Origin of the sequence: Achromobacter sp. (assembly GCF_050285565.1) — a bacterium.
In the GTDB taxonomy this organism is placed as follows: Bacteria; Pseudomonadota; Gammaproteobacteria; order Burkholderiales; family Burkholderiaceae_B; genus Achromobacter.
In genome coordinates this window covers 23,150-35,994 of record NZ_JBLZXG010000016.1, presented here as the reverse complement: position 1 = coordinate 35,994, position 12,845 = coordinate 23,150, and the positions used below count along the sequence as shown (strand labels likewise).

Genomic DNA, 12,845 nt, shown 5'->3' with positions numbered 1-12,845 from the left:
ACGGGCCGGCCCGCCGGCCCCGCGCAGCCCCCCTTCAACCGGATCACGCAAGAGGCCGTCATGTTCCCTGAGTACCGCCAACTGATTACCCGCCTGAAAGCCGAAAACGGACACTTCTCCGCCCTGTTCCAGCGTCACAACGACCTGGACCAGGAAATCAAGAACATGGAGGCAGGCATCGTGCCAGCCTCGGATACCAATGTGGAAGTCCTGAAAAAGGAAAAACTGCTGCTCAAGGACAAGCTATACAGCTTGTTGCGCGCGGCGGATCAGAACGCCGGCTGACCCCTTTCTCGTCTCATCCTCCCCCAACTAGGCGCCGCATCCGCGGCGCCTTTTGTTGTCTTGGCGGGCAAGCACCGCGGACAGGTGACGTTGTCTGATATAACTGATCTCGTCCCTTTTTTCCCTCACCGGCCTCTCCGCCCCTTGCTGACAATAAACTGAACAAATAAAATCCAGCGCTCCGGCCAGTTGCCGGACGCATGCAGAGGATGATCCAAGGTGCAAGACAGAGATTTCAAGGCGGGCGAAGCCGTCTCGCCCGTGACCGGGTGGGCCATGATGCCCCTGGTGGAACACGACTCCGTGCTGCTGCGGCTCGATTTCCTGACCGATCCGTCGCCCACCGCCGGGGCCCGCAACGGACGCGGCCGGGTCTATGCCGTGACCTCGGAACAACTGCAACTCTTGCTGGATTCGCTGCGAGCCCAACTCGACAAGCTGCAATCTGGGGCGAACGCCCCGCGCCATTGAGAGCCGCGGCCGTCCCCACGGCGGCGCTTCAGCACGGCTAAAGATGGATTAGCATCTTTAGATTCTCTAACCGCGCCGCAGCCGCTAGTCTGTCGCCCTTGCTTCAGGGTACGACATGAGCAGCGCCTTTTTTCCCGGTTTTTTCCTCAGCCTCAGTCTGATCGTCGCGATCGGCGCGCAAAACGCGTTCGTCCTGCGCCAGGGTTTGCGCCAGGAACACGTCTTTGCCGTCTGCCTGGTATGCGCGCTGTCGGACGCGCTGCTGATCTGCGCCGGCGTGGCCGGCTTCGGCCTGGCGTCGACAGCCATGCCCTGGCTGGAGCCGGTGCTGCGCTATGGCGGCGCGCTGTTCCTGCTGGCCTACGCGGTGCGCAGCTTGCGCGCCGCGCTGCGCAATCACGGCAGCCTGAGGCCCTCGTCGCGCCAGGCCTCGGGACTGGGCGCCACCCTGCTCACCTGCCTGGGCTTTACCTGGCTCAATCCCCACGTCTATCTGGACACGGTGGTCTTGCTGGGCTCGATTTCCAGCCAATACGAGGGCCGCAAGGGTGCCTTCGCGCTGGGCGCCGTGACGGCCTCTTTCGCCTTTTTCTTCACCCTCGGCTTCGGCGCCCGGCTGCTGCGCCCGGTATTCGCCAGCCAGACCGCTTGGCGGGTGCTGGACGGCCTGGTCGGCGCGGCCATGCTGGTGATCGCGTTCAAGCTGCTGCGGCCCTGAGCGCGCGGGCGGGGCGCCCGGATGTCGCCGCGCTCATAGCGACGACGCGGCGCGCGCCGCCTGATCGTAGATGCCGGACAGAAAACGCAAGCGGCTGGCGATGCGCGCCAACTCCTGGGCATCATCCAGCTCGCTGTCCACGCTCTGGAGCAGGCATTCCTTGCGCACCTCGCGAAACCGGGCGAGCAGCTCGCCGCCTGCCGCCGTGGTCGCGTAGAACACCTCCTTGCCGCCGCGCGCGCCCTCGATCAGCGACAGCCCCACGAGCTTCTTCAACGCATAGTTCACGACATGCGTGTCTTCGTAGTTCAGCGTGAAGCAGATGTCCATCAGCCGCTTGCCCCGGCCGCGATGGTGCACATGGTGCAGCACCAGGATATCGGTGGGCCCCAGTTCCTGCGCGCCCGCGGCGGCCATGCAGCGCGTGATCCAGCGCTGAAACGCGTTGTTGGCCACGATGATCCCGAACTCCAGCTCGGACAGTTCGGGATGCGCCCCTTCGGCCAGATGCGCGGCCGACAGGATCCGCAGCACGCCCTTGGAAGCGGCTCCCCGGCCGCGCTCTGCTTGCCCTTCGTTGCGGTGCTTGCTCAAGGCGTTGCTCCGTTGATGGCCATCAGTCCCGTTCATGGGGCAGCAGCCTTTCCTTGGCCGGCGCGATCGCCGTCACCAGATCGCGCAGCCGCGCCTTGTTCGGCAACGGCTCGACCACATGCGCATGTCCGGCCACCGGCCGCGCCACGCAGGCATAGACCACCTTACCATCCAGCTGCACCATGCATTCCTTGCAGGCATTGGCGTTGATACAGGCGTAGCGAAAGGCCAGGCTGTCGTCCTGGTGCTCGCGGATCCAGCGCAACGCGTCCAGCAAGGACGCGGCCTGCCCGGCAGGCACCTCGTAACGGTCGTAGCGCGACTGGCCGTCGGCCTGTCCGCGCCGTATCGACAGCGTGACCACCGATACGGATTCGATTGCGTTTGCCACTATGCGGCTCCTTCAAGTTCCCAGCCCGGCGGCGCGGTCCAGACCGGTTGTTGCGCCAGGCGCCATTGGCCCGCGTCCAGCGCCACGGTCTGGTTCACTTGCCACGCCGGATCCAGGCCGGGAAAGTCTTCGCGCTGGTGCGCACCGCGGCTTTCCTCGCGCGCCAGCGCCGATTCCACCACGGCCTGCGCGACCAGCAGCATGCTGCGCAGATCCAGGCAGTCGATGCGGCGCGCGTCGTGCGGCGCGGCGCGGCCCGAAAGCGCCTCGCCCAATGCGTCGCGCAGCGCGCACAACCGCGTCTGCGCCCTCAGCAATCCGGATCGCGTTCGAAATGGCCCGACATCGGCCTGCATGGTGTCCTGCAGGCGCCGCAGCAGCGCCGCGGCATTGGGCGGCGCCTTGCGCGTATCGTCCCGTTCCAGCGCCGCGATAGCGTCCCGCCCGGCCTGGCGCAATTGCGCCAGCGCGATGCCGGGCGCCGTCCGCGCCGCGGCGGCCGCGCTGCGCCCGGCGCGCAGACCGAACGCCAGCGCCTCGGTAATCGCATTGCCCGACAGCCGGTTGGCGCCATTCGCCCCGCCCACCGCCTCGCCTGCCGCGAACAGGCGCGGCACGTCCGACTGCATATCCAGGCCGACGCGCACGCCGCCCATGTGATAGTGGGCAATCGGCGCCACCTCGACCATGTCGCGCGTCAGGTCTATGCCGTTCTGCGCCAGCGTGTCGATGATGGGGCCGAAGGCCGCGCGCAATTGCGCCGCCGGCACATGGCGAAAACTGAGATAAGCGCCACCCGCCGGCGTGCCGCGCCCGGCGGCCACCTCCTTGGTGATGGCGTAGGTGGCGGCGTCGCGCGTGACGACATAGCGCGGCGTTTCCTGCGAGGCGCTGTCGTAGTTGCCGACGAACGGTTCGCCCCGTCCGTTCAGCAGCTCACCGCCCAGCTTGTAGCGGAACGGATCCCACATGATCGGGTCCAGGCCGACGAGCCGAGGCGCCAGGTGGCCGATCGGAAAGAACTGCACGAATTCCATGTCGATCAGCCGGGCCCCCGCGCGCGCCGCCAGCGCATAGCCGTCGCCCCCCATATTGCCGGATGCGCTGCTGCGCCGATAGAGCCGAGTCAACCCGCCCGTGGCGACGATCACGGCGCCGGCGCGGATGACGACAGCACGGCCGCTGTCCAGGTGCAGCGCGAGCGCGCCCGCCGCGGCGCCGTCCTGCACCAGGATGTCGACCACGTACAGATCGCCGACGCGGCGGATCGAATCGTGGCGCGCCACCTGGGTGCGCAGCGTCTTGGCGACGGCTGGCCCGGTGTTCAGGTAATCAACGTAGACGCAGCGTGGCCGGTCGTGGCCCGGGGCGTGTACCTGGCGCAGATGATCCGGATCGCGGGCCCAGCCCACGCCCCAGCTTTCCAGCAGGCGGATGGCATCGACGCCCTCTTCGCACAGCAGGCGCGCCAACGGTTCGCTGCATAGGCCGCGGCCGGCCTTCAGCGTGTCTTCATAGTGATGGCGCCAATGGTCGTCGGTCTGTTCGCCCAGCGCCGCGGCCACCGTCATCTGCGCCATGATGGTCGCGCCGCCGCGGCCGATCAGGCTGCGGTCGGCCAGCAGCACGCGACGGCCTGCCTGCGCCGCCGCGATCGCGGCGCTCATGCCCGCGGCACCCGCACCGATGACCAGGACGTCGGTATCGATATCGAGTTCGCTCATCATGCCCCCAGATAGGCTCTACGCACGGCGGCATCGGCGGCTAGGTCCGCGGCCGTGCCCTGCGTCACCAGTTGTCCATGCTGGAGCACGTAGGCACGGTCGGCCAACTCCAGCGCCATGCGCGCGTTCTGCTCCACCAGCAGGATGGTCTGCCCGGCCGCCTTCCAGCGGAACAGGATCTCGTACACGCTATCGACGAATTTTGGCGACAGACCCATCGAGGGCTCGTCGATGCACACCAGCTGCGCCCGCCGCAGCCACGCGCGGCCTAGCGCGAGCATCTGCTGCTCGCCGCCGGACAGGGTGCCCGCCAATTGCCGGCGACGCTCGGCAAGCCGTGGAAAACTGTCGAAGACGCGCGCCAGATCCGCTGCGACCTCGGCCCGGTCCGCGCGCCGGGGCCAGGCGCCCATCAGCAGGTTTTCCTGCACGCTCATTTCGGGAAAGACCCGCCGCCCCTCGGGAACGCTGGCCACGCCTTGCGCAATCACGTCCGCGGGCGCCTGCCCGTGGATGGGCTCGCCGCGCAGATGGATCGAACCGGCCGTTGGCTTGACCAGGCCCAGCACGGTCTTGAGCGTGGTCGACTTGCCGCAGGCGTTGCCGCCCAGCACCGCGACGACTTCGCCCGGCCGCACCTGCAGCGAGACGCCGAACAGGGCCTGCACCGCGCCGTAGTGCACGTCCAGATCGCGGACGGCGAGCAGCGGCGCTGGCGCCGCGATTGAAGCCACTGTGTCAGCCAAGATGCGCATCCGATTCCGCCGGACGGGTCCTGACCCGTCCAAGATAAGCCTCGATCACCGCCGGATCGTCCAGGGTCTGGGCGGGCGCGCCCGCCGCCAGCACCTGCCCCTGGTTCAGCACCACCAGATGGTCGGCCACCTGCCGCACCAGCGACAACTTGTGCTCGACCACCAGCAGGCCCAACGCCGGGTGGGTACGGCGCAAGGTCAGCAGCAGTTCGGTCAGCTCGCCGGTTTCCGTGGGGTTCATGCCCGCGGCGGGCTCGTCCAGCAGGACGTAGCGCGGTTCCCCCGCCAGCACGCGCGCCAGCTCCAGCCGGCGGCGGTTCGCGTAAGACAGGCTATAGGCCGGCGCATCGCGGCGCTGCCATAGGCGGTCGCCGAACAGGCGCAAGGCATGTTCCGCGCGCTCGCGCTGCGCCTGATCGCGGCGCCGCCAGCCGCGCGTGCGCAGCATCGCGCCCACGGCCTCCGACAGCGGATCCAGCAGCCCTGCGCGCGCGGTGCGCAAGGCGGACGCCTGCGTGCCCAGCAAAACGCTCTCCCAGACGGTCAACGCGGGAAACACCCTCGACGTCTGAAAGCTGCGCCCCAGCCCCAAGCGGCAGATGCGCTCGGGCGGCAGGTGATCGATGCGCCTGCCGTCCAGCGAGATAGTCCCGGCGCTGGGCCGGGTGACGCCGCTCAGCAGCTGTATCAGCGTGGATTTGCCGGCGCCATTGGGGCCGATCAGCGCCAGCGTCTGTCCCGGCTGCAAGTGGAAGCTGACCTCATGCACAGCGCGTACGCCGGCATAGTGGCGCGACACGCCCCGTGCCGCCAGGCCTGGCGCGGATGCCGTCTTTGCCGCAGTCATCAGTGCGCTCCCAGGAGGCCCTGGGGCCGCCACCGCAGCATCAGCAGCAACAGCACGCCATAGGCGATCATGCGCCATTGCGCGAACGGCCTCAGCAGTTCCGGCAGCAAGGTCAGCACGATGGCCGCCGCCGCCGCGCCCGACAGATTGCCCAGGCCGCCCAGCACCGCCATCGCCAGCAACAGCAACGAGGCCTGAACCGAGAAGCTGTCGGGGCTGACCACGGTCTGCACATAGGCGAACAATCCGCCCGCCAGGCCGGCCAGCGCGCCCGACACCGCAAACGCCATCAGCAGGTAGCGCAGCACGGGCAACCCGCTCGTGTGCGCCGCCAGCCGATCCTCGCGGATGCCGCGCCATGCCCGGCCAATATCCGATCGCAGCAGGCGCTCGGCCAGGCAAAGCCCGACCGCCGTCACCGCCACCACCAGCCAGTACTTGTGCGCGATGCCTCCCAGCCGGAAGTCGCCGGCCAGGGCCAGGCGCGGCGCGGGGATTCCGGGCATGCCCATCGGCCCCCGCGTCAGGTCGATCCACGTCATGAAGATCAGAAAGCCGACCTGGCCGATCGCCAGCGTACCCAGCGCGGCGGTATGCCCGCCCAGCTTGCGCAGCGGCAACGCCGCCGCCACCGCCACGACGGCGGTCAGCAAGGCGGCGGCGGGCAGCGCGGCTTCTGCCGGCCAGCCATACTGCTTGGCCAGGATCGCCACGGCGTAGGCCCCCACGCCGTAAAAGGCGGCGTGGCCCAGCGACAGCACGCCCAGCGCCCCTGACACCAGCGTGACGCTGGCCGCCAGCAGGGCAAAGATCAAGGCGTAGGCGAACGCCTGCAACACATAACCGCTATGCGTGAGAAGCGGCAACAGCGCGAACAGCAGCCCCGCCGCCAGATACCCCCAGGGCGGCAGCCTGAAGGTGCGCCAGGCCGCGCGCTGGCTCGACGATGAGGCCAGCAGACTGGTGGTGGGCATCGGCCCCGCCGCGCCGGACACGCCGCCCAGCGCCTCGAGGCGGCGGTCGCCCAGCAACCCCTGCGGCCGGACCAGCAGAAACAGGAGCAGCAGCGCATAGGCCACCAGGTCCCGGTAGCCTTCACCCAGATAGGCGCTGGCCAGGGTCTCGGCCACGCCGAGCAGCAAGCCGCCCACGACCGCGCCAGGGATGCTGGACAGACCACCGAGCAACGCGGCGGCAAAGCCTTTCAGGCCAAACGGCAGGCCCATCTGCGCAGACACACTCTTGAAGTACAGCGCGACCAGGATTCCGCTCAACGCGCCCAGCGCGCCGGCCAAGCCAAAGGCAAGCTGCTTGACCTGCCCCGTGCGCACGCCCAACTGGGAAGCCGCGTCGCGATCCTGCGCCGTCGCGCGCAGGCTCCTGCCCGTCCAGGTGCCCCGCAGGAACCAGGTCAACGCGGCCGTCGCCGCCAGTCCGAACACGAAGATCAGGATATCCGTGCTGCCGATATAGGCGCCGCCCACAAAGTAAGTCGTCTCCTCATAGGGCGGCGGGAACGCCTGCCCTTCAGGCGACCACACGATTTCCGCGGCCTGGTCGATCACCATGCTGATCGCCAGCGTCGAGAGCAGCGGCGCGATATACGGCGCGTTCTCCAACGGCCGCAGGGCCACGCGTTCGAGCAGCATGCCCATCACGGCGGTGGCCAGGACTGACAGGAGCGCCGCCAGCCACAGCGGCAGGCCCAGGACGGACACGCCGGTGAAGGCCAGGAAGGCGCCCAGCATGAACAGCGCGCCCTGCGCGAAGTTGATCAGATTGGCGACGCCGAACACCAGCGAGAAGCCTAGCGCGATCAGGGCATACACCTGACCGATGGCCAGGCCGTTGAGCACCTGGCTGAAGAACAGTTCCATGAGCGTTCCGCGGGTCTGGTCAGTCGAGCTGGAACTGGCCGTTACGAACCTTGATGAACACCGGGTCCTTGCGGACGTTGCCGTTCTGGTACTGGGTCACGCCGGTGATGCCCTGGTAGGCCGGGCCGCTGGCCAGCTCGTCGCGCACGGCCTGGCCGGTCAGCGGCTTGCCAGACTGGATCACGCGGCGGATGGCCGCCACTCCCACGCCAGTGGCGTCATAGGCGAGCGCGGCGAACTGGTCGGGCGCGCGGTTGTACTTCTTCCGGTACGCCTCGGTGAACGCCGCGGTCTTGGGATTGCCCGCGAAGAACAGCGTGTGCAGTTCGACGCCCTCGGCCGCCTTGCCGCTGAGTTCCAGGAACTTGGGCGAGGTCAGCGGAATGCCGCCGCCCACGGGAATATCCACGCCCGCCTGGCGCAATTGCTGCAGGAAGATCGACGCCTCCTGGTAGGGCAACGCCAGGAATATGCCTTCCGGCTTGAGCGACTTGATCTTGCTCACCAGCGGGCGGAAGTCCTTGGCGCCCGCCACCACTGCCTCGCTCAGCAGCACCTGGCCACCGCCCTTGACAATGGCGGCGGCCGTGGCCTTGCCGGTGTACAGGCCCCAGTCATCCTGCGAGTACGGAATGACGACGGTCTTGGCCTTGAGCTGCTTCTGGATGGTGTCGGCGTTGTACTGGGCCAGCACGTCGTCCGTGTTGTTCTGGCGGAACTGGTATTCGCTCAGCTTGGAATAGTCGGGATGCGACGCGGTCGGGCTGATCTGCGGGATCTTTGCCTCGGCGAAAATCGGCGCGGCCGCCACCGACGCGGTCGTCGACCAGGAGCCGATGGCCAGCACCACGCCCGGCGTCTCGGCAATCTTGCGCGCCACCGTCGCGGCCTCCTGCGGCGAATTCCTGTCGTCCTCCACCACCAGTTTCACCGGCCGTCCTTCGATTCCGCCCGCGGCCTTCACATCGTCCAGGTACAGCTCCACGCCTTCCTGGAAGCTGATGCCGTACTGCGCGAAGTTGCCGGACAGGTGCGAAAAGAAGCCAATGCCGACGGGATCCGCGGCCAGCGCGCAAGCGCTAAAGAGGGAAGACAGCGCTGCGATCAGCGGACGGTAATAACGACGGGACATGGTTGCGACCTCGGGATGGATGGGCGCGGCAGCCTCGGCCATGACGTGTATGCAGGCCGCCATGCCACGCTGACATGAAGGTCGAAACATTAACTTTTTACCGACAAAACACTAACGTATTAATAGCAATAAGCTAGTGACGGAATCACGCCGAGACATGCCCGAGGCAAGCGCGATGCAGTCGACCGTCTCTGCCAGGCAGACAGGCGTGCGCGCTTGTACTGCTCATGCCCGCGGTCAGTCGCAGGCCGGCCGCCAGAGCCCCCGCTCGCGCAACACGGCGCCAGCGCCCTCGGCGAACCAATAGGCTTCTTCAATGTGCGGCTGGCCCGACAGGATGAAGTGGGTCAGCCCCAGCGCATGGTATTCAGCGATGCGGTCGGCGACCTGCGCATGGCTGCCGACGAGCGCCGTGCCGGCCCCGCCGCGCACCAGGCCATAGCCCGCCCACAGATTCGGCGAGACCTCTAGCGCGCGCGCGTCGCGGCCGGCCTGCCAGCCCGACACCAACGCCGTCATGCGCTGCTGCCCCACCGATTCGGTGCGCGCGAACAGGGCTTGCGCCTGCCGCACGCGCGCGGGATCCAGCCCGGCGAGCAGACCGTCCGCCTGGGCCCACGCGGCCGCCTCGGTATCGCGGCTGATGACGTGCAGGCGTATCCCGAAAGCCAGCGTTCGTCCCTGCGCTTGGGCCAGCGCGCGCACGCGCGCCACGCGTTCGGCAATCTGCGCGGGCGTCTCGCCCCACGCGAGGTAGACGTCCGCGTGGCGCGCGGCCACCAGCTCGGCCGCGGGGCTCGCCCCGCCGAAGAAGACGGGCGGCGCGCCCGCCGGCGCGGCGTCCAGATGCGCCGCCTCGATGCGATAGTGCTCACCGTTGAAGTCCAGCGTCTCGCCGCTGCCGGCGCGCGCGCCAAGGCCGCGAAACACCGAGAGGAATTCGCCCGTGCGAGCGTAGCGCTGGCCATGGTCAGCGTGGTCTCCGAAGCGGCGCTGCTCGACGGGATCGCCGCCCGTCACGATGTTGATCAGCAGGCGCCCGTTCGTCAGGCGCTGGAACGTGCCCGCCTGATGCGCCGCCAGCGTGGGCGAGATGAAGCCTGGCCGGAACGCGACCAGGAACTTCAGGCGTTCCACGTGCTGAGACAACGCGGCCGCGGCGATCCAGGCGTCCTCGCACCACGTGCCCGTGGGGGTCAGCAGCGCCTCGAAGCCCAGGCTCTGCGCGGCCTGAGCCACCTGCTTGAAGTAAGCCAGCGTCGGACGCCGAAACGCCCCGGCCGTGCCCGCGATGCGATGGGAGTCGTCGCCCGACCCGGTGATTCCGCGGCTGTCGCCGTTGGTCGGCAGATACCAGTGCAGGTGCAGACTCATGGCGTTGCCTGCGCCGTGTGCGCACCGCGCGCGCCGGCGGCGCGCAAATCGCGGAAGGCCGCGCCCGGATGATCGTCGCGCAAGCGGCGTTGGCCCGTGCCCTGCAAGCGCTCGCGCAGAGTCAAGGGCTGGGCCGGGCGTTCGGCCAGGCGGCCGCGGCGGCGCAGCTCCGGCACGATGTGCGTCACGAAATCTTCGAAACTGCCCGGGCTGACCGCATAAGCGATGTTAAAGCCGTCCACGCCCGCTTCGTCCGCGTAATGCTCAAGCGCATCGCTGACCGTGACCGGATCCCCGACGAACGTGGGATGCAGGCCACCGATGCCGATATAGCGCGCCACATCGCCCACCGTCCAGCGGCGGTCCGCGTCGATCCGCGTGAAGTTGCGCAAGGCTGAACGGCCGGCGTTGGTTTCGATGTATTCGAGCGGCTGGTCGCGGTCGAACCGCGACCAGTCCACCCCGGTCCAGGCCGAGAACAGCGCCAGCGCGGCGTCTTCGTCGGTGTAGCGCAGCAAGTCTTCATGCTTGCGCTGCGCGGCCTGCGCCGTCGCGTCCGTGACGACCGTGACCGCCGTGACAAAGCGGATCGCGTCCGGCGCGCGTCCCAGCGCCACCGCGCGCTGGCGGATCTGCGCCACGCTTTCGCGGATGTCTGCCGCGCGGGCGCCGCCCAGGAACACAACCTCCGCATTGCGAGCCGCGAACTCGCGTCCGCGCGGCGACGTGCCGGCCTGGAAAATCACCGGCGTGCGTTGCACGCTGGGCTGGCTCAGGTGCGCGCCCGGCACGGTGAAGTACTTGCCGGCATGGTCGATGGGATGCACGCGCGCGGGATCGACATGCACGCCGCGTGCGCGATCCCGCACAAGCGCGCCGTCCTCCCACGAGCCCTCCCAGAGCTTGTAGGTCACGTCGAGGAACTCCTGCGCGCGGTCGTAGCGCTCGTCGTGGTCCATTTGCTGCGCAAGGCCGAGGTTGCGCGCGGCCGATTCGAGGACGGAGGTCACCACATTCCAGGCCACTCGGCCGCCGCTCAGGTGATCCAGGGTCGTGAACTTGCGCGCGAGCAGATACGGATGCTCGTAGGTCGTGGACACGGTCACGCCGACCGACAAATGACGGGTCGCGGCGGCGATGGCGGACACCAGCAGCAAGGGGTCGTTGACCGGCGTCTGCGCCGCCGTGCGCAAGGCAGTGTCGGCGCTGCCGCCGTAAACGTCGAGCTGGCCCAACGCATCGGCGATAAAGAGCGAATCGAAGCCGGCCTCGTCGAGCAGGCGCGCGATATGCAGCCAGTAGTCCAGTTGGGTGTATTCGGTGGCGCGGTCGGCGGGATGGCGCCAGAGCCCGGCGGACACGTGCCCCACCACGTTCATGATGAAGCCATTGAGAATCAGGGGCGAAGCAGACATGGGTTGGAGCCTCCTCAAGCGGCGCGTGTGCCGACGGTCCAGTAGAAAGACGGCCCGGTGCCGTTGATGGCGTGGTCGCCCAACAGCCGCGCCTTGTGCGGCGTGGGGTTGTGCGATGCCAGCGTGCGCGCGTTGCGCCAATGACGATCGAGTGCGCGCGATTCCAGCAGCGCTGACGCGCCGCCGACATCGAAGAGGCGCGTGCCGGCCGTCAGCACCGCATCGACCAGGCCCACCTGCGCCTGGGCGGTCTCGATTTCGGCCTGCACCAGCAGGTCTTCGGGCAGGCGGCCCTCGCGCTGCCGGACACGGTCAGCCGCCCCAAGGGTGCGCGCCACCGCCCGCACCGCCGCCGTCGCGGTGAAGGCGGTGGCTGAAAGCTGGCCCACCACCTGCTGCACCAGAGGATCCTCGGCGGGCACCTGCCCCACGCCATGGCTGAACACCCGCTTGCGCGGCCGCACGAATGCGGCGGTCTCGCGCACGATCGCCCGCGCGATGCCGGCCAGCGTGGCCAGATGCGTCAGTTGGAACACGGCTGTCATCGGCGTCGCGCCTCGGCGGCAATACGACAGAATATGCGCGGGATCGACCGCCACATTCTCGAATCGGGTGGTGCCGGACGCGCTCAGGCGCTGGCCAAAGCCGGTCCAGTCGTCCACCCGCGTCACGCCCGGCGCGCGCGCCGGCACCAGCACGAAGGTCTGATGACCGTCGGGCGCCGGGGCGCTGCCTTCGCGGCGTGCGCTCACCTGAATCCAGTCGGCATAGAGACTGCCGGTGCTGTAGAACTTCTCGCCCGTGAGGCGCCAGCCTTGCGGCGTCTGGCGCACCACGGTGTCGAGCTGGCCGAGCGCGTGATCGCCGCGCTCGGTCGTCGCGTTGCCGAAGATGGCGCCGTCGGCGATCAGGCGCAGCCACGGCGCATGCAAGGCGGGATCAACCTCGGCATACAGGCGCTCGATAAACCCGAAGTGCGAACGCAGCGCTTGCGGCAGGTTGGAATCCGCTTCGCCGAGCTCGATCAGCAAGTCGTAGTGCTGCTCAACGCTGGCGCCGAGGCCGCCGTGCTCGCGCGGCACGCGCAAGGCGCCGAAGCCGGCCTCGGCCAGCCAGCGAATCGCGTCATGGGCCAGTTCGCGGTCGACGTCGCGCTGAACCGCTCCCTCGGCAATGCGTGCGAAGACCGGTCGGAAGCGCTCGGCGAGCGCCCGATCGGAAGGAAGGTCGTCGGACATGATGTTTCCTGTAGAAAGAGAAAC

The 12,845-nt window shown here is 68.5% G+C and carries 13 protein-coding genes; 3 read left to right on the top strand and 10 right to left on the bottom strand.

The annotated features are described in order from the left end of the window. Positions 1–60: 60 nt before the first annotated feature. The 3 genes from ACN6O8_RS25605 to ACN6O8_RS25595 all read left to right on the top strand — a co-directional run bounded on the left by ACN6O8_RS25605 (position 61) and on the right by ACN6O8_RS25595 (position 1,474). A complete protein-coding gene (locus ACN6O8_RS25605; RefSeq protein ID WP_054428352.1) occupies positions 61–285 on the top strand; it encodes a YdcH family protein in 225 nt (74 codons plus the stop codon). A gap of 219 nt (positions 286–504) precedes the next feature. Next, positions 505–756, top strand: coding sequence for a hypothetical protein (locus ACN6O8_RS25600; RefSeq protein WP_427993771.1), 252 nt, complete (start codon positions 505–507; stop codon positions 754–756). Between the two features lie 115 nt (positions 757–871). Beyond that, positions 872–1,474 carry a LysE/ArgO family amino acid transporter gene (locus ACN6O8_RS25595; RefSeq protein WP_427993770.1) on the top strand — a complete coding sequence of 201 codons (603 nt, stop codon included), beginning with the start codon at positions 872–874 and terminating at the stop codon, positions 1,472–1,474. A gap of 33 nt (positions 1,475–1,507) precedes the next feature. Here the strand turns inward: ACN6O8_RS25595 and ACN6O8_RS25590 are convergent, their stop codons facing one another. The 10 genes from ACN6O8_RS25590 to ACN6O8_RS25545 all read right to left on the bottom strand — a co-directional run bounded on the left by ACN6O8_RS25590 (position 1,508) and on the right by ACN6O8_RS25545 (position 12,821). Then, the gene (locus tag ACN6O8_RS25590) at positions 1,508–2,068 is read right to left on the bottom strand and encodes a winged helix DNA-binding protein (RefSeq protein ID WP_427993769.1); all 561 of its coding nucleotides are present in this window, start codon (positions 2,066–2,068) and stop codon (positions 1,508–1,510) included. Positions 2,069–2,090: 22 nt separating this feature from the next. Next, positions 2,091–2,459, bottom strand: coding sequence for a 2Fe-2S iron-sulfur cluster-binding protein (locus ACN6O8_RS25585; protein WP_427993768.1), 369 nt, complete (start codon positions 2,457–2,459; stop codon positions 2,091–2,093). After that, positions 2,459–4,186: an FAD-binding protein gene (locus ACN6O8_RS25580; protein WP_427993767.1), complete on the bottom strand. Its 1,728-nt coding sequence runs from the start codon at positions 4,184–4,186 to the stop codon at positions 2,459–2,461. Before ACN6O8_RS25580 ends, ACN6O8_RS25585 begins: the two co-directional genes overlap by 1 nt. Then, complete coding sequence (locus ACN6O8_RS25575; protein ID WP_427993766.1) at positions 4,183–4,917, bottom strand: ABC transporter ATP-binding protein; 735 nt, start codon at positions 4,915–4,917, stop codon at positions 4,183–4,185. The genes ACN6O8_RS25580 and ACN6O8_RS25575 overlap by 4 nt, the downstream gene beginning before the upstream one ends. Positions 4,918–4,921: 4 nt before the next feature. Beyond that, the gene (locus ACN6O8_RS25570; RefSeq protein WP_427993765.1) at positions 4,922–5,785 is read right to left on the bottom strand and encodes an ABC transporter ATP-binding protein; all 864 of its coding nucleotides are present in this window, start codon (positions 5,783–5,785) and stop codon (positions 4,922–4,924) included. Further along, positions 5,785–7,662: an ABC transporter permease gene (locus ACN6O8_RS25565; RefSeq protein ID WP_427993764.1), complete on the bottom strand. Its 1,878-nt coding sequence runs from the start codon at positions 7,660–7,662 to the stop codon at positions 5,785–5,787. The genes ACN6O8_RS25570 and ACN6O8_RS25565 overlap by 1 nt, the downstream gene beginning before the upstream one ends. 19 nt (positions 7,663–7,681) lie before the next feature. Beyond that, on the bottom strand, positions 7,682–8,836 hold the full coding sequence (locus ACN6O8_RS25560) for an ABC transporter substrate-binding protein (protein WP_427993763.1): 1,155 nt from the start codon (positions 8,834–8,836) through the stop codon (positions 7,682–7,684). Positions 8,837–9,031: 195 nt separating this feature from the next. Beyond that, the gene (locus tag ACN6O8_RS25555; RefSeq protein ID WP_427993762.1) at positions 9,032–10,168 is read right to left on the bottom strand and encodes an LLM class flavin-dependent oxidoreductase; all 1,137 of its coding nucleotides are present in this window, start codon (positions 10,166–10,168) and stop codon (positions 9,032–9,034) included. After that, a complete protein-coding gene (locus ACN6O8_RS25550; RefSeq protein WP_427993761.1) occupies positions 10,165–11,583 on the bottom strand; it encodes an LLM class flavin-dependent oxidoreductase in 1,419 nt (472 codons plus the stop codon). Before ACN6O8_RS25550 ends, ACN6O8_RS25555 begins: the two co-directional genes overlap by 4 nt. A 14-nt stretch (positions 11,584–11,597) precedes the next feature. Next, the gene (locus ACN6O8_RS25545; RefSeq protein WP_427993760.1) at positions 11,598–12,821 is read right to left on the bottom strand and encodes an acyl-CoA dehydrogenase family protein; all 1,224 of its coding nucleotides are present in this window, start codon (positions 12,819–12,821) and stop codon (positions 11,598–11,600) included. Positions 12,822–12,845: the final 24 nt, after the last annotated feature.

Excerpts from the sequence above, each read along its gene's own strand:
- ACN6O8_RS25605 (WP_054428352.1), top strand. The coding sequence starts at position 61 with ATGTTCCCTGAGTACCGCCAACTGATTACCCGCCTGAAAGCCGAAAAC.
- ACN6O8_RS25595 (WP_427993770.1), top strand. The coding sequence starts at position 872 with ATGAGCAGCGCCTTTTTTCCCGGTTTTTTCCTCAGCCTCAGTCTGATC.
- ACN6O8_RS25580 (WP_427993767.1), bottom strand. The coding sequence starts at position 4,186 with ATGATGAGCGAACTCGATATCGATACCGACGTCCTGGTCATCGGTGCG.
- ACN6O8_RS25570 (WP_427993765.1), bottom strand. The coding sequence starts at position 5,785 with ATGACTGCGGCAAAGACGGCATCCGCGCCAGGCCTGGCGGCACGGGGC.
- ACN6O8_RS25565 (WP_427993764.1), bottom strand. The coding sequence starts at position 7,662 with ATGGAACTGTTCTTCAGCCAGGTGCTCAACGGCCTGGCCATCGGTCAG.
- ACN6O8_RS25560 (WP_427993763.1), bottom strand. The coding sequence starts at position 8,836 with ATGGCCGAGGCTGCCGCGCCCATCCATCCCGAGGTCGCAACCATGTCC.
- ACN6O8_RS25555 (WP_427993762.1), bottom strand. The coding sequence starts at position 10,168 with ATGAGTCTGCACCTGCACTGGTATCTGCCGACCAACGGCGACAGCCGC.
- ACN6O8_RS25550 (WP_427993761.1), bottom strand. The coding sequence starts at position 11,583 with ATGTCTGCTTCGCCCCTGATTCTCAATGGCTTCATCATGAACGTGGTG.
- ACN6O8_RS25545 (WP_427993760.1), bottom strand. The coding sequence starts at position 12,821 with ATGTCCGACGACCTTCCTTCCGATCGGGCGCTCGCCGAGCGCTTCCGA.